Below are 18768 nucleotides of genomic sequence, written 5' to 3'. Positions count from 1 at the left end.
TCTTAACGAAGGAATGTCCGGGCCTCATCGGCGTTTCATTGCGGAAGCGGACGTACCATTTTGGGCATGGCTCGTTTTGGGATGAAGATGGCATGCACTTTCCTGGCGCTTTGTGGACTGTTGGTCACAGGAATGGCTCCGGTGGCAGCGGCTCCGCCACCCGGAAATACGGACCTGGTGGGCAACGACGTTTCCTGGCCCCAGTGCGGCAAGACCCTTCCCAGCGGGCAGGCGTTCGCGATCGTGGGCGTGACCGGCGGGCTGGCCAACAACACCAACCCCTGCCTCGCCGAGCAACTCACCTGGGCCGCCCACTCTACCGGTGGAACCTCGCAGCCCAAGGTTGCTTTGTACGTTAACACGGCCAATCCAGGACATGCCGGCTCCTGGTGGCCCTCGTCCAACGTCTACAAGGACGTGAAGGTGGCGAACCCCTATGGGACCTGCGCAGGCGCAGTCGACCTCGCCTGCTCATACATGTATGGGTATGCGAAGGCTTACGACGACGGCACTGACCGAGGCGTGGCGACCCCCGGCAAATATTTCTGGTGGCTGGATGTTGAGACCGGCAACAGCTGGCAGACCGGCACAGTCGGCACAGCCCTGAACCGGGCGGACCTTGAAGGGATGGTCGCCTACTTCAAGAGCATCACCGCCGGGAATGCGGGCGCCGGCGTCGGGATCTACTCCACTGGCTATCAGTGGGGAACCATCGCCGGGACCGTGCCCTCCAGCAGCTCCCTCACGGGGCTGCCAAGCTGGCTTGCAGGGGCCAAGACCCTGCGGGGAGCGAAGTCGAACTGTTCTTTGCCGGGCCTGACGCCCGGCAGCTCGGTGACAGTGACGCAGTATGTGTCGGCCGGACTCGATTATGACTTCTCCTGCCGATAGGCAGCGCCTCGATTCACGGCCGACGCCGGACTTAAGTCTCTGTTCCGGGGGGACCGCTCCGGCGTAGGTTGGGAGCGGGTCCGGAAGATCCAGGGCCCGCATCCAAGGGGGCATCATGACCAGGCCCGGAGTTTCGGCATTCAGCGTTCTGGGGGTCGGCGCACTTTTCGCGCTCGCAGGCTGCTTCGGCCCTCCTGCGCCGGCGCCCACGGGCACCTCCGCCGCCCCGACCTCGACGGCGGGCCCCACCACCTCCCCGAGTCCGACGGCGAGCCCCTCCACGCCGAGCAGCCCGTCAGTCACGCCGACCGCGACGGCGACTGTCCCGCCGTCGTCCGCGCCGCCGTCGTCCGCTCCCGCTGGCCCGACGGCGACACCGACCGCGGAGCCTACCTTCACGGGGTTCCCGGAGCAGGTTGGCCCGCTGACGGTCTACTACGTGGCCATCGGCGACAACGGCATCTCCGGGCCTTTGATCGGCTGCGGTGACAGCCTCATTGCCACGACCACAGCCCCGGTGCGCTTCACTGACCAGGTGGGCCCCAGCGTCGGGACGTTGCTCGCGAACAGGAGCCGCGACGTCGGCCTGTCAGGGCTAGTGAACGTCCTGTACCAGTCCAACCTCACGTACCTCGGCGGCGAACTGGTGGGCAGCACCATCACCATCTACCTCTCCGGGCAGTTCATGCTCGGAGGCGTGTGCGACATCCCGCGCGCCAAGGCACAGCTGGAGTACACAGCCATGGCAGCGTCCGCGGCCACGAGCGCCGAGGTGTTCGTCAACGGCCGCCCCATCGACGAGGTGCTCAGTCTCAAATAGACAGGCTGACCCTGCCGCCGTCGTGCCGTGGACCGATCGGCACGGCGGTTGGGCCCAGATGTCGCAACGTTCCCCGCGGCTACCCGGCTTCCGCCTGCTCCCAGTGCCGCCGGAGCAACTCCGCCAGCCGCTCAGGTTCAATCCGGTGTGGCGGGTCGAAGTGGTGCCGCTTCGGGAACAGCTCCAGGTGGAAGTCCGGGAAGAAGACCCTTGAGAGCCGGTTGGCAATTTCGCCGTAGTCATCGGGATTACTCAGGCCGCCAAGGGCGAAAAAGACTGGCTGCCGAAAGGCGGCCAGGCGCGCCCTGTCCAGGTCATAGGTCTTAAAGGTCCGCAGAAACGCCCTGATGCCCGCGGGACGCTTGGCCATCCACGGCGGCGGGGGATCCGGCGGCGGCGGCAGGACGACGTCGGACTTAACTCCCAGCCTCATGAAGGCGCGCATGAACTGCTCCGGCGGGAGGGTTTCCAGCTGCTCGTACTGCTTCCAGAGCTCAGTGTGGGCAGGGCTCCAATCCCAGGCTCCGGCCCACGCCGGTTCCAGCAGCGCCAGGCTCAGCAGCCGGTCCGGGTGCTTGGCCGCGAACGCCAACGCCGCCGCTCCGCCGCCTGAATAACCCACCAAATGGAACGTTTCCCATCCCTGGGCCTCGGCCTCGCGCAGCACACCGTCGATTTCGGTGTCCAGGCTCCAGTCCGGCGGGGGAGAGTCGCCGGCGTACAGCTCCAGGTCCTTGGCGACGGCCTGTACGTCCGGTCCGAGCGCCGTGATCAGCGCACCATACGCTGCTTCGGCGGGGAGCACGCTCCCGGGAAGAAGGATGGCCCGAATTGGTCCCATGGCAGGATGCTACGCCGGGCAGGGCTCTTTGGGGAGCACGCGCTTGGCGGTTCACTGTCCGGCCTCTATCCAGCTGGCGAGGATTGGCGCAATATTGCCCCTATGAAAAAACTTATTGTGGCTAGTTTCGCAGCGGCAATGATGGCGCTTGGCGGAATCACCGTGGCAGCCCCGGGTAACGCAGCGGCTGAGTCAAAACCCATCGCAGGGCAAATCATGGTCAAGTTTCGCGATAATGCCGCTGCACCCGGCGTACTGCGCCAGCATGGCCTTAGCCAGGGCCCGGCTATTGGCAGCACTGGCGCCCACCTCATCAAAGTACCGGCCGGAAAAGAATCCGGGCTTATCGCCGCCCTGAGCAGAAATCCGGCCGTTGAATATGCCGAGCCGGACGAGCTCGTGACGGCCACTACGGATTACTTCGATCGCCAGTATGCGCTGCAGAACGAGGGTAAGTCGTTCTGGAACACCGCGGGTGACACAGAGGTACCCGCAGGTACCGCGGACGCCGATGTGGATGCCGTCGAGGCGTGGACCGTCGCCAAAGGAATCGGCGTCAAGGTTGCCATCGTTGATTCAGGTGTGGCGTTCAATCACGAGGACATTTCCGAACAGGTCGTTGACCGGATCAACTTCAGCGACAAGAAGATTGAGGCAGAGGAGGACTACGACAGGTACGGCCATGGGACCCATGTGGCCGGTATTGTTGCGGCCAAACACAACAGCGTCGGGGTCTCGGGTGTGTGCCCGGAATGCGAGATTCTGGATGTTAAGGTGCTCAACGACGCCGGCACCGGTTCCAGTTCACGCATTGCCCAGGGCATCGACTGGGCGGTGGCCAATGGCGCCAAGGTGATCAACCTGAGCCTCGGGCAGCGCGTTTCATCACGCACCCTTGAAGCTGCCGTCAATAACGCATGGAATCAGGGTGTGCTGATAGTCGCCGCTGCCGGTAACGCCGGTACCCAAGCCCAGATCTATCCTGGCGCGTATTCCAAGGTTATTGCCGTGGCAGCAACCGACAACTTTGACAACAAGGCATCCTTCTCAAGCTATGGCAAATGGGTGGACATGGCGGCGCCGGGGGTCAACGTTTATTCGACTTTCCCGTACTACAACTTCGCCCTGCAAGGCCCGACGATCCCTTACAAACGCTCCCTGGACTACGACATTGCCAGTGGCACATCCATGGCCTCACCGATCGTCGCCGCGGTTGCGGCGCTCGTCTGGAGCAAGGATCTTACCGCCAGGAACGACGTGGTCCGCGGCAAGGTCGAGTCCACCACAGATAGAAAGGCTGGCACTGAAAGCTATTGGAAATACGGTCGGGTGAACGCCTGCCGCGCGGTACAAGCGTTAGGTTGTGGCGCACCCTGAAACCCTGAGCCCTCTATCACCACCCTTGCCGCGGCGACCCTGATCTTTGACCTCCTGGGGCTGATGGTGAACCGCTCCAAGGGCGCGTCCATCACAGGTGGCAAAACCCTCGAAGCCGCCGTCGTTTGAGCGCATGGGCCGGTGCACCCCGGAGGTGTACCGGCTCCGACGGCGGATCTTGCAGGGATAGAGGGTTGCCTCGAAAGGTGCGGGTAGTGATAGAGGGTTGCCCCGAACTTGCAGTTAGTGAGAGAGCGTCCTGGGGGCTTTGGGGGCTTGGGCGACTTTCGGGGCTTTGGTGGCCTTGGGAGCTTTGGGAGCTTTGGGGGCTTTCGGCGGCAGGGCGGCGACGTGGTCGTACGCCTTACTGATCCAGGCGCGGACGCGGGCGTCGTCGCCGTCGCCCTCTTCATTCCAGACTTCCGGCAGGCCGGTGTAGCCGCCCATGGGCCGCTCCGCCGGCCCGAACGGCACAGTCCGCTCGGTGCTCTCGAGGACGTCCCGGTCCTCGTCGGCAAGCTTCACGCCGATGGTGGGCCCGAACAGCCCAGCGAACATGTTGCCGTTCACGAACGCCCCGAGGTTGCCGAACATCGGCTTCACCGCCACCTCCGGATGGTCGGGGACCACCGACCGGAAGCGTTCCTTGTCGGCGTCGGACGCTTTTGGCATCTCCATGGTTCGTCTCCCGGGGGTTGGGTGCAGCGCGGATCTGTTGGCAGGATATGCCCGCGGCGCCGGGAGGTACAGCAGCGAGATACAGGACCCCCGAACGGTCGGTGGTAAATGGTCTCCGGAAACTCCTGTACAGTTGATTTTGTTGTTGTGTTTATGCAGTTGGTAGTTCAGGCAGTACGCGTGGTCGAAAGTCCACGTTCTTCTGAAGTAGCGGTTTTGAACACCCCACACCGGAGGACCCGAAAGTCGGGACTTTTCCTCCACCTTCACGAAGGACAAAAATAATGGCTACTGGTACCGTCAAATGGTTTAACGCCGAAAAGGGCTTCGGCTTCATTTCCCCCGATGACTCCTCACAGGACGTTTTCGCTCACTACTCCGCGATCGCCTCTTCCGGCTTCCGCTCACTCGAAGAGAACCAGAAGGTTTCCTTCGAAACCGAGCAGGGCCCCAAGGGTCCCCAGGCCGTCAACATCCAGGCACTCTAATTCATTAGAGATTCTGGGGCCTTAGGGTTTCATTTTCAAAAGCAGGGCCGGTCAATGACCGGCCCTGCTTTTTTGTGTCCTTTTTAACACAAGCGTGCTTATTCATCGGGGTTGGGACTGCGCACGTCCTTCTCTCCGATGTCCGCAGCGCCCAGGGCCGCTGCAGCTGCAGAGTGGACGGGTTCGTGCTCACGCACGCGGATCTCGGGGTGGTGGAGGTCCAGGGCCGGCCGTTCCGAACGGATCCGGGGCAGCGAGGTGAAGTTATGGCGCGGTGGCGGGCAGGATGTGGCCCACTCGAGGGAGGCGCCGAAGCCCCAAGGATCGTCAACTTCCACCTTCTCGCCGCGGCGCCAGGTGACGTACACGTTGAAGAGGAACGGAAGCATCGAGGCACCCAGCAGGAACGACGCGTACGTGGAGAACTGGTTCATCCACATGAAGTTGTCCTCCACCAGATAGTCGGCGTAGCGGCGGGGCATGCCCATGACGCCGAGCCAGTGCTGGATGAGGAACGTGCCGTGGAAGCCCAGGAACAGCATCCAGAAGTGGATCTTGCCGAGCCGTTCGTTCAGCATGGTGCCGGTGAACTTGGGCCACCAGAAGTAGAAGCCCGCGAACATCGCGAACACCACGGTGCCGAACACCACGTAGTGGAAGTGGGCCACCACGAAGTACGAATCGGAGACGTGGAAGTCCAGCGGCGGGGATGCCAGGATGATGCCGGTCAGCCCGCCGAACAGGAACGTGACGATGAAACCCAGGCTCCACAGCATGGGTGTCTCGAACGTCAGCGAACCGCGCCACATGGTGCCGATCCAGTTGAAGAACTTCACGCCGGTGGGCACTGCGATCAGCATGGTCATGAACGCGAAGAACGGCAGCAGGACCGAGCCGGTCACGTACATGTGGTGGGCCCACACCGTCATGGACAGGGCCGCGATAGCGATGGTTGCGTAGATCAAGCCCTTGTAGCCGAAGATCGGTTTGCGGCTGAAGACCGGGAAGATCTCCGAGACGATCCCGAAGAACGGCAGCGCGATGATGTACACCTCGGGGTGGCCGAAGAACCAGAACAGGTGCTGGTACAGGACGGGCCCGCCGTTTTCCGGATCATAGATGTGGGCGCCGAACCTGCGGTCCGCACCCAGGGCAAACAGTGCCGCGGCCAGCGGCGGGAAAGCCATGATCACCAGGATGGACGTGACCAGGGTGTTCCACGTGAAGATCGGCATCCGCCACATGGTCATGCCGGGGGCGCGCATGCAGAGAATGGTGGTGATGAAGTTGACCGCACCGAGGATGGTGCCGAAGCCGGACAGGACCAGGCCGAAGACCCACAGGTCACCGCCGACGCCGGGACTGAAAAGTGTGTTGGACAGCGGCGTGTAGGCAAACCAGCCGAAGGACGCGGCGCCCTGGGGCGTGATGAAGCCTGACATCGCGATGGTGGAACCGAAGAGGAAGAACCAGAATGCCAGCGCATTGAGCCGGGGGAAGGCCACGTCCGGGGCGCCGATCTGCAGCGGCATGACGAAATTGGCGAACCCGGCAAACAACGGTGTCGCGAACATCAGCAGCATGGCGATGCCGTGCATGGTGAACAGCTGGTTGTACTGCTCCTTGGTCTGGAGGATCTGCATGCCCGGCTGGAACAGCTCCGCACGGATCAGCAGTGCCATCACGCCGGCGAGCAGGAAGAACACAAACGATGTGATCAGGTACATGTAGCCGATGGTCTTGTGGTCCGTGGTGGTGATCCACTTGACCACAATGCTGCCTTTGCGCCGGGGTACCAAGGCCGGCGCGGCGGTATCGGCGAGACCTTCAGCTGACTGTCCGGTGATGGCCATTTTCTACCTCACAGATCCCTGTGCAGAGCACGTGGGCCGCTTTCTGAGCCCCTATATTGCAGGCTACTCCGGTAGCGGGGCGCCCGGGAAGAGTCCGTAGGAACCTACCTCACGCCGCGTGTTCAGGCACCCGGGCCCCGGACGCAGGACACCCCCGGCAGTTGCTCCTGCCGGGGGTGTCCATCGCTCAACTGAACTGCCTGGATCAGGCTGCTGCGACCGTGCGTGCGCCTTCGATGGCGTCGAAGACGCCCTTGATCTGCTCAACAACTTCGGCGTCGTCCTTCGGGTGCAGTTCGGCGAAGCGGACCATGGAGCCGGGGACGGCGAGCTTGACGTCCTCGAGGACCTGGGCGCCGGCGATGCCGACTGCCTTGCGGGCTTCGTCCTGGGCCCAGACGCCGCCGAACTGGCCGAAGGCGGTGCCGACGACGGCGGTGGGCTTGCCGGTGAGGGCGCCGGCGCCGTAGGGGCGGGACAGCCAGTCGATGGCGTTCTTCAAGGACGCGGGCACCGTGCCGTTGTGCTCGGGGGTGATCAGCAGCAGGGTGTCAGCGTCGTTGGCAGCGGCGCGCAGGGCTGCGGCGGCCGCCGGGACCTGGCCTTCGACGTCGATGTCCTCGTTGTAGAACGGGATGTTTCCGAGGCTCTCGTGGATGACAACGTCAACCTGCTCGGGAGCGTTCAGCGCGATGGCTTCGGCCAGCTTCTGGTTGGTGGACTCGGCGCGGAGGCTGCCGACAAGGGCGAGGACCGTGTTCGTGGACATGTGTACTCCTGGGTTCGGCTGCGGCCGCGCCAGCGGCCGGCGACGTGTGTAGGTTTCTTGGGGGTGTTGCTGTACGGATCGGGGCCCGCGAGTCTGCCCTAGCGGGAAACGACGGAATGTTCATGCATATGCATATAAGTTTGCAGGAGATTGGTTGAATTGTCAACCTTGGCAACCGGGTGATGCCAGCCGGTGCCTGGCGGCACGTCCACATGCCGGGGGCGTTAGTGCAGTCCCATGGCGTTCCGGACCTCGTTCAGGATGTGCTGCATGGCGGTTTCGGCGGTAACGGCGTCCCCGCTCGCCACGGCCGCAGCAACATCCTCGTGGGCCTGAAGGGCTTCGTTTTTCGGTTTGAACGGCATCAGTCCCTGCCGGGTCCGGCTGGTGAGCACCTCGGCCACCATGCCGTCCAGCGACATGAACATCTCATTGCCGCAGCTCGCCAGCAGCAGGCGGTGGAACTCGATATCGGCCGCCAGGAACGCCTCCAGTTCTCCGGCTTCGCCCAGCCGCCGCAGATCCGCCGCGAGGGAAACCAGCCTGGCGCGCTCGGCGGCGCTGGCACGGCGGGCCGCCCCGGCCGCTGCGATGGGTTCGACGGCGATGCGCAGCTCGGTGAGGCTGCTGTACTGGATCTCGCGGCGGTCACCGGCGAGGCGCCACCGCACCAGTTTGGGGTCGAATACATTCCAGAGCCGCCGCTCCTGCACCACAATGCCCACCCGACGGCGGGAGTAAACCAGGTTCATGGATTCCAGGACCTTCATGGTGTCCCGGGCAACGGTGCGGGAAATCCCGTATTCCTGCTGGAGGTCCTCCAGCGTAAGCCGGCTTCCCGGCGGGAGGCTGCCGGACGCAATGGCCAGGCCCACCGCCTCGAGAACGCGCTCGTGCATGGCAGGGGAGGCCCCGCCGTCGTGCGTGTTGTCCGCGTCCTGAAGTGTCGCCGTCGACATCTTTCCTGCCTTCCTCTGCGCTGTGCGCCCTCCCAGAATACCGAAGGAATCATCAAAGGTATGACTTGTGACACGCAAAGATAGTATCTTTGCTCACAAATGGTGATACCTTATCTCCCGGCGCACTTTCCAAGCGGTGCGCTACGAGGTTTCTTTCACTAAGCCAACGGCGTCTTCTTCGGAGGTAAAACATGCACAACCCAGCCACGCACCTGGTGGTGATGGGCGTTGCCGGTTCCGGCAAGTCCACCATCGCGGCGGCCCTCTCCCAGCAGCTCGGCTGGGCCTGTGCCGAGGCGGATGAGTTCCATCCCGAAGCCAACATCAGCAAGATGACCCAGGGGATTCCCCTGCAGGACGAGGACCGCTGGCCCTGGCTGCAGCTGATCCAGGACTGGATGACCGCCAAGGCCCAGGCCGGCGAAAGCACCGTGCTGACCTGCTCCGCCCTCAAGCAGAGCTACCGCAGCCTTCTTGCCGACGCGGAGGGCAGGGTGCTGTTCCTGCACCTGGACGGTGCGGCAGGCCTGATCGGCGAGCGGATGCAGGGCCGCGAAGGCCACTTCATGCCGCCCACGCTCCTGCCCAGCCAGTTCGCCACCCTTGAACCCCTCACCGACGACGAACTGGCCACCGGAAGCCTCCGGCTGGACATTTCCAAGTCCCCGGCGGAGCTTGTCACGGCCATCATCGCCGCACTGAAGCTCCCCTCCGCTCACGCTTCCTAATAATTCACACCCCCAACAAGTTCCAGTTTCAAAGGAGAACCATGGTCATCGAAGGATGGACCCAAACACTGGGAGCAGGCCCCCTGCTCCTGATCGCCGCGGCGTCGATTGTCGTGCTGCTGGTCCTGATCATCCGGCTGAAGATGCACGCGCTTGTCGCACTGATCCTCATCAGCCTCGCTACCGCTTTCGCCACCGGCATCCCCGCCAACCAGGTGGTCCCGGTCCTCATCAACGGCTTCGGCACCACCCTTGGCACCGTGGCACTCCTGGTGGGCCTGGGCGCCATGCTCGGCCGGATCGTTGAAACGTCCGGCGGCGCCAAGGTCCTGGCCGACTACCTGATCGGCGTCTTCGGCGAGAAGCGTGCCCCCTTCGCCCTCGGCCTGGCCTCCCTGATCTTCGGCTTCCCCATCTTCTTCGACGCCGGCCTGGTGGTCATGCTGCCCGTGGTCTTCGCCGTCGCCCACCGCCTGGGTGGAGGAGTGCTGCGCTACGGCCTTCCGGCTGCCGGCGCCTTCTCCGTCATGCACATCTTCCTGCCGCCGCACCCGGGTCCGGTCTCCGCCGCAGCCTTCTTCGACGCCAACATCGGCCTGGTCATGATCGCCGGCCTCATCACCGCCATCCCCACCTGGTACGTCACCGCCTACCTCTTCGGCCTGTGGACCGGCAAGAAGCTGGTCCTGCCCGTCCCGGAAATCCTGGGCCACGCCAGCGCCGAAGCCGAGTCCCACCCGCCGCGCTTCCGCACCATCGTGGGGCTGCTGCTCCTGCCGCTGGTCCTGATCTTCCTCAACACCGGCCTGAACACCCTGGCCTCCTCCGGCGTCCTGTCCGAGGACGTCAAGAAGGAACAGTGGTTCCAGATCCTGCGCACCATCGGTGAAACCCCGGTGGCCCTGCTCATCGCCGTACTGGTGGCTGTGTTTGTCCTGGGCAACCGCCGCGGCAAGGACGCGTCCGCCATTGAGAAGCTCCTGGAATCCTCGCTCGGCCCGGTCTGCTCGGTCATCCTCATCACCGGCGCCGGCGGCATGTTCGGCGGCGTCCTGCGCACCTCCGGTATCGGCGCCGCACTGGCCGACGTCCTGGGCAACCTGGGCATCCCGCTGATTGTGGCAGGCTTCCTGATCTCCGCGATCCTGCGTATCGCCCAGGGCTCCGCCACGGTGGCGCTGACCACCACCGCGGGCCTGATCGCCCCGGCGGTGGCACTTGCGGGACTGAACGGCATGCAGGTTGCCGCGCTGGTCATCGCCGTGGCCGCAGGTTCCGTGGTGGTCTCGCACGTCAACGACTCCGGCTTCTGGCTGGTGGGCCGCTTCTTCGGCATGGACGTCAAGACCACCCTGAAGACCTGGACCGTGATGGAAACCCTCATCGGTGTCATGGGCTTCGCCATCGCTGCGGTCATCTTCCTGCTGGCCGGGATAGCCGGTTAGCGCTCTGGCCCCAGCCAACGGCTGACAGAAGTGCTGCGCGGGGCGGCCGGTGGGAACACCGGCCGCCCCGCCGTCGTTGTGCCCAACGGCACTCCATTCGGGAACGAACCAATCAAAGGACACCCCTTGACCCCTCGCACCATTGTGATCACCGGCGCCAGCGACGGCATCGGCGCAGCAGCCGCCCGGACGCTGGCAAAGGCAGGGGAGCGGGTGGTGATCGTCGGCCGTTCCGCCGAGAAGACCCAGTCCCTCGCCAAGGAACTCAATGCCGACTACTTCGTCTGCGACTTCGCCGACCTCGCCCAGGTCCGGACCCTTGCCGCGCAGCTCGAGGAAAACTACCCGCGCATCGATGTGCTCGCCAACAACGCCGGCGGCATCATGGGCAAGCACCTGCGCACCGTGGACGGCAACGAATCCACCTTCCAGATCAACCACCTGGCGCCGTTCCTGCTCACCACGCTGCTGATGGGCACGCTCACGGCCAGCAACGCCAAGGTCATCAACACCGCCAGCGGCGCCAACAGCTTCGGCAAGCTGGACCTCTTCGACCTCAACGCCGAGCACACCTACTCCACCAACCGCGCCTACGGCACGGCCAAACTCGCCAACATCCTGTTCACGTCCGAGCTGCACCGCCGCTTCGGTGAGCAGGGAATCACGACGGCGGCGTTCCACCCGGGTGTTGTACGCACCAATTTCGCGGCAGAGTCCACCAGCCCATGGCGGCACGCCTACAAGACACTGCTGAACCGCTTTATGCTCACCCCGGACCAGGGCGCCGACACCCTGCTCTGGCTGATCAACGGCACCGCCGGCACCGACTGGATCTCCGGCGCCTACTACTACAAGCGCGCCCTCGCCAAGGCGAACAAGCAGGCCTACGACGCCGAACTCGCCCGCGGGCTGTGGGATGCGAGTGAAGAGCTGGTCAAGGTAGCCGTCTGACCGTCATCACGGCCACTAGGCGCCGGCGGCCAGGGCTTCGCCGATGATCCGGGCGCCCTCCGGAAACGCGCCCGGATTCGGGCCGGAATAGTTCAGCCTGATGTACGGTCCGGCGGGTTCGGCCGGGAACCATTCCGTGCCGGCGGCGATGATGACCCCTGCATCCTCGCAGCGGCGGGCCAGCTTCGCGGCGTCGGTCCCGTCCGGCAGGCGCAGCCACAGGTTCAGCCCGCCGTGGGGGAGGCCTTCGAGGTGGGCCTGCGGTACATGCTGGCGCAGGCTGCCGGCCAGAAGGTCCCGGCGGGACAGGAGCTGCTGGCGGAGGCTGCGCAGGTGCGTCTGCCAGCCGGGCTGGGTCACCACATCCAGGGCAGCCGCCTGCAGGAGCCCGCTGACGTACATGGACTCGGCCGCTCGCTGGGCAAGGATCCGCTCGCGGGCAGGGCCCCGTGCGATGACGGCGGCGATGCGGATCGCCGGGGACACACTCTTGGTCAGCGACCTGATGTAGACCACATGGCCGGAGTCGTCCCGCGAGGCTACGGGCACGGGGCTGGTGGAGATCCCGAAGTCGTGCGCCCAGTCGTCCTCCACCATAAAAGCTCCGTGCCGGCGCAGCAGCTCGAGGACCTCCTCGCCCCGTCCCGGAGCCCACTGGGCGCCGGTGGGGTTGGAGTAGTTGGGCTGGGCATAGAAGACCCGCGCGCCCGTCTCCTCAAAGGCGCGGGCCAGCTCGGCCGGATCGGGTCCTTCCGGGCCGCTGGGCACCGGCACCACCCGCACGCCCGTCTGGGCTGCCGCCAGGATGGCACCCCAGTACGTGGGCGACTCCATCAGCAGCGGCTGGCCGGCGCCCACCAGCGCCCGGAAGATGGAGCTGAGCCCGCTCTGGCTGCCCGGCAGCACAATGACGTCGCTCGGCGTGGGCGGAGTGATCCCGGCCGGCGTCGAGGCGCCGAGCTCGTGGGCGAACCAGGACTGCAGTTCCGGGAGCCCGGCCGCAGGGGGTCTCGACAGGGCGGCATCGCCACGTGCGGCACGCGTCAGGGCGGCCCGGACCAGCCGCTCCGGCAATAGCTCACGGTCCGGATACCCCGAATGGAACGCGATGGCGTTGTTCGGCACGTCGCGCATCGTGTTCGAACTGGAGGGCAGCACCGACTGCGGGGAGCCGAGCGCGGCAGTTTGCCAGCCGTAATCCGAAGGGCGTGCGGTTCGGACGGCGCGCATGAAAGTGCCCACGCCCGGCCTGCTCTCGATCAGGCCCTGGGCCGTCAGGGCCTGGAGGGCCTTCTGCACGGTCACCGGGCTGGCCTGGTACTCCGCCACCAGTGACCGGGTGGACGGCAGCCGGGACCCTGGGGGAGCCGCTTTCATCCACTGGTGCAGTGCCAAAACGATCCGGGAACTGCTATCGTTGTTCATGAAAGACAATAGTAGCGCTACTCTCGGCCTAAGCCCAGTGATACTGCCCCGGTCCGCCACCGGGATCTGGTGGGGACTCCTGGGAGTGGCCGCCTTCTCATTCACCGTGCCGTTCACCCGGCTGGCCGTCTCCGGCCTGTCGCCGCTGTTCATCGGGTCCGGCCGGGCAGTGGTGGCCGCGGTGCTCGCCGCCACGGCGCTGGCACTGACCCGGCAACGGCTTCCTTCACCCCGGATCTTGGCCCGGCTGGCGCTGGTGGCCGGGGGCGTCGTCGTCGGCTTTCCGCTGCTGACCTCCTTTGCCCTGACCTCAGTGGAAGCCGGCCACGGCGCCGTGGTCATCGCCCTGCTGCCCGCGGTCACCGCCACGGCTGTGGTGCTCCGTACCGGTGAGCGTCCGCCCGCAACGTTCTGGGCCGTCCTGGCCCTCGGCTCGCTGGCCGCCATCACCTTCGCCTTTGTGCAGGCAGGCGGAATCGGGCGGCTGCAGTGGGCGGACCTGCTGCTCCTGGCCGCAGTGGTTGCCGCGGCCATCGGCTACGCCGAGGGCGGGCTGCTGGCGCGGGAGCTGGGGGCATGGCAGACCGTCTCCTGGGCACTGGTCCTGGCCTCGCCGCTGATGGTGTTCCTGGCGGCACTGGCCATCGCCGACCAGCCGCAGGAGGCCTCACCCCTGCAATGGGGCGCCTTCGCCTACCTCGGCGTGGTGAGCATGTTCCTGGGCTTCTTCGCCTGGTACCGCGGCCTCGCCATGGGTCCGATGGCCCAGGTCAGCCAGATCCAGCTCGTCCAGCCGGTCCTGAGCATCTGCTGGGCGGCACTGCTGCTGGGGGAGGCCCTGACCTGGAGCACCGTCATCGGCGGCCTGGCGGTCATAGCCTGCGCCGGCGCAGCTGTCCGCGTGCGGCTTGTCCGCCCGCGCACGCCCACCGCCGAGATTCTCCCCGACCGAATCCCCACCCCCTGACAGGACCCTGCCATGTACATTCCATCCCACTTCGCTGCCGATCCCACCGACGTCCACCGGCTCCTCAGCCGCCCCGCCGCAGCCAACCTGGTCACCATGACGGCTGACGGCCTGCAGGCTACGCTGCTGCCCTTCGTTTACGATCCTTCCGTGGGCGAGCATGGTGCGCTGCATGCCCATGTGGCCCGGAACAACCCGCAGTGGGCCGCCGCGCCGATCGGCGAGGCGATGGTCATCCTGCAGGGACCGGACGCCTACATCTCGCCTTCCTGGTACGCCTCCAAAGCCGAACACGGCCGCGTGGTGCCCACCTGGAACTACTCCACGGCGCATGTCTACGGCAGGCTGGTCATTCATGACGACGCCGGCTGGCTGGACCGCCACGTCCGGCAGCTGACGGGCCTGCACGAGGCGGACAGGGACCAGCCCTGGACCGTGGACGACGCGCCGGAACGCTTCATCGCCGGGCAACTGCGCGCCGTCGTCGGCATGGAACTGGTCATCACCAGGATCGAAGCCAAGGAGAAAAACAGCCAGAACCGCTCCGACGCCGACGCGGCCGGGGTGGTGGCGGGACTTCTGGCCGGCGGGCTGGAAGCCAGCGCCGCCGCCGTCGGGCGTTGCCGCCGGAACGGTTGAACGGGAACTAGGGGGTTGCCCTGACCCGCCCGGTGGATTCGCGGAAGATGAGTTCCATGGGTGCCAGTGTGGTGCCGTCGTCGGTGGGCTGCCCGCCGCGGATCCTGGCGATCAGTTCGCCCATGCTCCGGGCGCCCAACGCCTCCACGTCCATGTTGACCGTGGAAATAGACGGGATGAAGTACTTGGATTCAGCCATGTCGTCCCAGCCGAAAACACTGACGTGGTCCGGCACCCTGATGCCGTGCTCGTGCAGCGCGCGGATCACTCCCATGGCCATGGTGTCGTTGGCGGCCACCACCGCAGTGACATCCGGCAGGGCTGCGATGTCCTGGCCGGCGGCGTAACCGGAGGCGGAGGACCAGTCACCGGCGGCGACGCCCAGCGATGTCAGGCCCAGCTGGGCAATGGTTTCCTCATAGACCGCCAGGCGGTTCCGGGCCGATGGCCAGGCTGAAGGTCCGGCCACATGGAAGAAATTCCGGTGGCCCAGGGACGCAAGGTGTTCCACGATTTTGGCCGCCGCGGTGCCGTCCGCCAGGCTGCCGCGGGCACGCATCCGGTTGTCGTACTCACCGGCCACCACCATCGGCACAGTGAGCGCCTCGTCGGGGGATGTACCGAGCTTTGCGGGCCGCGGAACAAACGAGAGGATGCCGGCGATGTCATCACCCGCGAGCAGTCCTTGCAGCCGGGTCGCGCGGGCCTGGGCCGTTCCTTCCATGGCCACCACGTCGATGCGGAAGCCGGCGGCGTGCGCCACCTCCGCGGCGCCGTTGAGCATGCGGAGGGGGAAGTACAGGGACGCCTCCGGAACCACCACCACGAGGCGGTACAGCTCGCGGGAACGCAGGGACCTTGCCGCGAGGTTCGGTGTGTAGTTGAGCTCCGCCAGCGCCTTTTCCACCCGCTCCAGCGTGGCGGGTTTGAGCGTGGCTTTGTCCTTCAGGTAGCGGGACACGGTTTGGTGCGATACGCCGGCCAGTTCCGCCACGTCGTAGATGGTGGGTGCCTTCGACCGGCCCGGTCCTATTGCTGACTGCACCATGGCGTCCCTTCAGATGTTCTTCCAGCGGCCGTCGCGGGAGGGATCCGGCTCCAGCCTAATCCCTCCCGCTCCGCCGCTGCCTACGCGGGCGTCCGTGGCTCAGGCGGGTCCGCCTGAGTCCCATTTCTGCAGCATGCCGCACATGCCGAAAACCCGTTCCGGAGTGGCCGGTGCTGTCCGGGACACGCCCGCATCCTTGAAGTGGCTGAATCCGCCGTTGGCCAGATCCGCCAGCCACTGTTCCGTCCGGGCCGCTTCCGGCGCGATCTTCTCGCTCCAGAGCTCCTGCCAGCCCGGGACACGGGACTGCACCAGCCGGACGGCGTCGCGGTGGAAGCGTTCGACGGCGGCGAGGTCGCCTGCCTGCGCCGCCTCCTTCAGCCGGTGGTAACCGGCCAGCGCCGCGTCCCGCCGGGTGCGTGCAGCGTCAGCCACGGAGTCCGATACTCGGCCCGGGCCGCCGTCGAGCGCTGCGGTCCGGGCATACCGCTCCGGATCGGCCACGATGTCCGCCTCAAAGGTCAGCACGGCGTCGCCGGCCTCGGGCAGCCCGCCGTTCTGCATGATGGCGAGGATGTCCAGGTTGCCGGTGTTGATGATCCGGTGGATGGTCCCCGGGCTGAACCACAAGAGGTCGTTGGGCGCCAGCTCGTGGGATTCACAGCCTGAGGCGGTGATGGTTTCCACCCGCCCGGTTCCGCCCAGGACCAGATAGGCCTCGGTAGAGGCGGTGTGCAGGTGCGGGGAGCCGCCGCAGACGCCGTCGGCCGCTTCCCAGTCGTAAACACCGAGCCGGGTGAGGGCCACCGCGCCGGGAAACGCCTGCCGGGTGACGGTCATGCGGTGGCCTCCACTGGCTGCTGGCGCAGTGCGTCCCCGGCCACCGCTGCGAGGGCGGCGAGCCGCCCGGCGTCCGAGTCGCCGTCGGCGATCACCACGGCGTACCGGTTCTTCATGGTGGCGCCGGCGGCGAAGGTGACTTCGGCGCTGAAGAAGGGGGCGGGACCGAAGCAGGCGAAGGGTTCGGACCGGGCGAACCATTCCGGCGGGTGCTGGGCGTTGGCGGTGTCGTCGGCGATCAGCACGGTGGAGTAACGGCAGCTGTCATCGTGCTGGCCAACGAAAGCGAGCCACGGTCCGCGGGTGCCGCGCAGCGCCTCGCCGGTGGCCCCGCCCGGGCCGGCGATCCGGCCGCCGGCGAATTCGCGGGGTCCGCGCCAGAAAAGTCCGCCGTAGCCTGCGTTCTCGCGGCCCTCGGTGGTGGGGGAGCCGATCTGGATATCGGCCCCGGAAACATTGGTCATTTCGGTGTCGAAGACAAGCGTCCAGGAGTCTCCGTCAACGTTCGGGCTGATCCGGATGCTCCGGATCTCATCCACCACGTGTTTCCCACCCTGGGTCCACCAGCTCAGCGCGTGGGTGAAACTGAACGCGCCGTCGTCGAGCCCTGCGTCGATCACCCGCTCGTGCCGCATGGCGCCGTTGTTGGGCAGCCACGTGTAGTCTTCGCCGCGGCGGAAGCTGGGGCCGCCCCAGAAGTTGTCCTCGCCGAAGTGCGGCAATGACCAGGCGATGCCCTTGTGCCACACGTGGTCCCACGGGCGGTAGACGCTGACGGTTTCCCCGGCGGTGGTGCGCAGCGGATGGAAGAACGGCCGCGGCGATTCGCGCTGTTCGTCGGTGGCGTCGTAGGTGTAGGTAGCGATCTCCAGGTCCCCCAGCGAAACGGTCAGGGACTGGTTGTCATCGCGCCAGGAAAGGGCGGTTGAGGTGTTCATGCGTTGAGTGCTTCCTCTTGTTTCCAGGGTTCCAGGTGGCCGTCCATGCGGGTATAGAACGGGCTGGCTGGGTCGATCTGGCCTCGGGCAATGGTGGTTCCGCTGACGCTGGACGCGTAGATCGCAGCGGCCAGTTCCATGGTGGCGTAGGCGTCCGTGATGGAGACCGGCGCGGCCTCGCCGCCCTGCAGACTCCGGACGATGGCGGCGTACTGCGCCACGTGCCCGCTGGGCTGGTCCGCACCCTGGGCCCAGAGTCCGACGACGGCGTCCTGGCCGGGTGCCGGGGTCACCGTCCAGTGGTGGTTGGAGTAGCCGTAGAGATGGTCGAGTTCCACTGTCGCGTTCTCGTAGTCCAGCCTCAGGTAGGAGGTCTCCCGCGGCGAAATCACGGAGTTGATGATGGTGGCGATCGCTCCGGATTCGAACCGGACCACAGCGGCGGAGGCATCCTCGGTATCGGTCTTCCGGGCGAGTTTGCCGGCGAAGGCCGTGACCTCGGCCCAGGGACCCCACAGGTGGAGGAGGAGATCGAACTGGTGGATGCCGTGGCCCAGGGTGGGGCCGCCGCCCTCCACGTCCCACAGCCCGCGCCACGGGACGTCGAAGTACGGCTGGTCACGGAACCAGAGCGTGTTGCACGTTCCGACAAGCTGCCTGCCGAGGGCGCCGGAGCGCTGCAGGGCAAGCAGCCGTTGGGCGCCGGAACCGAACCGGTGCTGGAAGACGCAACTGAGGGATCCGGCGGAGGCGGCTTCGGCGGCTTCGAGCTGCCGCATCTCGCTCAGGGACAGGGCCGGCGGCTTTTCAATGACGGCATTCAGTCCGTAGGAGAGCGCCTCAAGCGCCAGGGGGAAGTGGCTCGACGGCGGGGTGCAGATGGCCACGAGATCCAGCCCGCCGCCGTCGGCCGCCTCTGCAAGGCTGGCCGCCGTGCGGGTGATGCCCCACTTGGCCGCGAAGGCCTCCGAGCGCGACGGGTCGATGTCGATGGCCACGGCCAGCTCAACGCCCGGCTGCTGCTGCAGGGCTTCGGCATGGGCGTTGGCGATGCCCCCGGTGCCGATGAAGGCGACGCGGATGGTCTTGGTGCCTTGGGTGTCAGTCATGG

Annotated in this window: 19 protein-coding genes; 9 read left to right on the top strand and 10 right to left on the bottom strand. The window is 66.0% G+C overall.

From position 1 onward, the window contains the following. Positions 1–66 precede the first annotated feature (66 nt). The gene (locus tag AC1MCA_RS04760) at positions 67–891 is read left to right on the top strand and encodes a glycoside hydrolase family 25 domain-containing protein (RefSeq protein ID WP_479801541.1); all 825 of its coding nucleotides are present in this window, start codon (positions 67–69) and stop codon (positions 889–891) included. Positions 892–1006: 115 nt separating this feature from the next. After that, entirely contained in the window at positions 1007–1711 is a 705-nt protein-coding gene (locus AC1MCA_RS04755) for a hypothetical protein (RefSeq protein WP_479801540.1), read from the top strand. Between the two features lie 79 nt (positions 1712–1790). Here the strand turns inward: AC1MCA_RS04755 and AC1MCA_RS04750 are convergent, their stop codons facing one another. Beyond that, entirely contained in the window at positions 1791–2552 is a 762-nt protein-coding gene (locus AC1MCA_RS04750; protein ID WP_479801539.1) for an alpha/beta fold hydrolase, read from the bottom strand. A gap of 102 nt (positions 2553–2654) precedes the next feature. Here AC1MCA_RS04750 and AC1MCA_RS04745 point away from each other — a divergent pair, with 102 nt between their 5' ends. Beyond that, positions 2655–3929: a S8 family peptidase gene (locus AC1MCA_RS04745; protein WP_479801538.1), complete on the top strand. Its 1275-nt coding sequence runs from the start codon at positions 2655–2657 to the stop codon at positions 3927–3929. Positions 3930–4172: 243 nt separating this feature from the next. Here the strand turns inward: AC1MCA_RS04745 and AC1MCA_RS04740 are convergent, their stop codons facing one another. Further along, a complete protein-coding gene (locus AC1MCA_RS04740; protein ID WP_479801537.1) occupies positions 4173–4607 on the bottom strand; it encodes a TfoX/Sxy family protein in 435 nt (144 codons plus the stop codon). 284 nt (positions 4608–4891) lie between these two features. Here AC1MCA_RS04740 and AC1MCA_RS04735 point away from each other — a divergent pair, with 284 nt between their 5' ends. Beyond that, entirely contained in the window at positions 4892–5095 is a 204-nt protein-coding gene (locus AC1MCA_RS04735) for a cold-shock protein (protein ID WP_024365339.1), read from the top strand. 98 nt (positions 5096–5193) lie between these two features. Here AC1MCA_RS04735 and ctaD read toward each other — a convergent pair whose 3' ends face one another. The 3 genes from ctaD to AC1MCA_RS04720 form a co-directional block, all read right to left on the bottom strand. Further along, a complete protein-coding gene (gene ctaD, locus AC1MCA_RS04730) occupies positions 5194–6948 on the bottom strand; it encodes an aa3-type cytochrome oxidase subunit I (protein WP_479801536.1) in 1755 nt (584 codons plus the stop codon). A gap of 205 nt (positions 6949–7153) precedes the next feature. Then, complete coding sequence (locus tag AC1MCA_RS04725) at positions 7154–7717, bottom strand: NAD(P)H-dependent oxidoreductase (protein WP_479801535.1); 564 nt, start codon at positions 7715–7717, stop codon at positions 7154–7156. Positions 7718–7941: 224 nt separating this feature from the next. Further along, positions 7942–8676 (bottom strand): FadR/GntR family transcriptional regulator, encoded by a 735-nt coding sequence (locus tag AC1MCA_RS04720; protein ID WP_479801534.1) that lies wholly within the window; start codon positions 8674–8676, stop codon positions 7942–7944. Between the two features lie 191 nt (positions 8677–8867). Between AC1MCA_RS04720 and AC1MCA_RS04715 the strand changes: the two genes are divergently transcribed. The 3 genes from AC1MCA_RS04715 (at position 8868) to AC1MCA_RS04705 (ending at position 11800) form a co-directional block, all read left to right on the top strand. After that, positions 8868–9404 carry a gluconokinase gene (locus AC1MCA_RS04715; RefSeq protein ID WP_479801533.1) on the top strand — a complete coding sequence of 179 codons (537 nt, stop codon included), beginning with the start codon at positions 8868–8870 and terminating at the stop codon, positions 9402–9404. Between the two features lie 41 nt (positions 9405–9445). Continuing rightward, on the top strand, positions 9446–10849 hold the full coding sequence (locus tag AC1MCA_RS04710; protein ID WP_479801532.1) for a GntP family permease: 1404 nt from the start codon (positions 9446–9448) through the stop codon (positions 10847–10849). Positions 10850–10975: 126 nt separating this feature from the next. Further along, positions 10976–11800, top strand: coding sequence for an SDR family NAD(P)-dependent oxidoreductase (locus AC1MCA_RS04705; protein WP_479801531.1), 825 nt, complete (start codon positions 10976–10978; stop codon positions 11798–11800). Between the two features lie 15 nt (positions 11801–11815). Here AC1MCA_RS04705 and AC1MCA_RS04700 read toward each other — a convergent pair whose 3' ends face one another. Then, a complete protein-coding gene (locus AC1MCA_RS04700) occupies positions 11816–13225 on the bottom strand; it encodes an aminotransferase-like domain-containing protein (protein ID WP_479801530.1) in 1410 nt (469 codons plus the stop codon). Between AC1MCA_RS04700 and AC1MCA_RS04695 the strand changes: the two genes are divergently transcribed. Both AC1MCA_RS04695 and AC1MCA_RS04690 read left to right on the top strand, forming a co-directional pair. Continuing rightward, positions 13224–14192 (top strand): DMT family transporter, encoded by a 969-nt coding sequence (locus AC1MCA_RS04695; RefSeq protein WP_479801529.1) that lies wholly within the window; start codon positions 13224–13226, stop codon positions 14190–14192. The two genes, AC1MCA_RS04700 and AC1MCA_RS04695, sit on opposite strands and share 2 nt — an antisense overlap. A gap of 12 nt (positions 14193–14204) precedes the next feature. Beyond that, complete coding sequence (locus tag AC1MCA_RS04690; RefSeq protein WP_479801528.1) at positions 14205–14831, top strand: FMN-binding negative transcriptional regulator; 627 nt, start codon at positions 14205–14207, stop codon at positions 14829–14831. Between the two features lie 7 nt (positions 14832–14838). Here AC1MCA_RS04690 and AC1MCA_RS04685 read toward each other — a convergent pair whose 3' ends face one another. The 4 genes from AC1MCA_RS04685 to AC1MCA_RS04670 all read right to left on the bottom strand — a co-directional run bounded on the left by AC1MCA_RS04685 (position 14839) and on the right by AC1MCA_RS04670 (position 18766). Further along, positions 14839–15879: a LacI family DNA-binding transcriptional regulator gene (locus AC1MCA_RS04685; protein ID WP_479801527.1), complete on the bottom strand. Its 1041-nt coding sequence runs from the start codon at positions 15877–15879 to the stop codon at positions 14839–14841. A 99-nt stretch (positions 15880–15978) separates the two neighbouring features. Further along, entirely contained in the window at positions 15979–16719 is a 741-nt protein-coding gene (locus AC1MCA_RS04680; protein ID WP_479801526.1) for a cupin domain-containing protein, read from the bottom strand. After that, complete coding sequence (locus AC1MCA_RS04675; protein ID WP_479801525.1) at positions 16716–17657, bottom strand: DUF6807 domain-containing protein; 942 nt, start codon at positions 17655–17657, stop codon at positions 16716–16718. The genes AC1MCA_RS04680 and AC1MCA_RS04675 overlap by 4 nt, the downstream gene beginning before the upstream one ends. Beyond that, positions 17654–18766 carry a Gfo/Idh/MocA family protein gene (locus AC1MCA_RS04670; protein ID WP_479801524.1) on the bottom strand — a complete coding sequence of 371 codons (1113 nt, stop codon included), beginning with the start codon at positions 18764–18766 and terminating at the stop codon, positions 17654–17656. The genes AC1MCA_RS04675 and AC1MCA_RS04670 overlap by 4 nt, the downstream gene beginning before the upstream one ends. Between the last annotated feature and the right edge of the window lie 2 nt (positions 18767–18768).

The organism is Arthrobacter sp. BK1 (assembly GCF_056680055.1).
The sequence above is the reverse complement of the archived record's forward strand: the minus strand, read 5'-3'. Positions and strand labels throughout refer to the sequence as shown.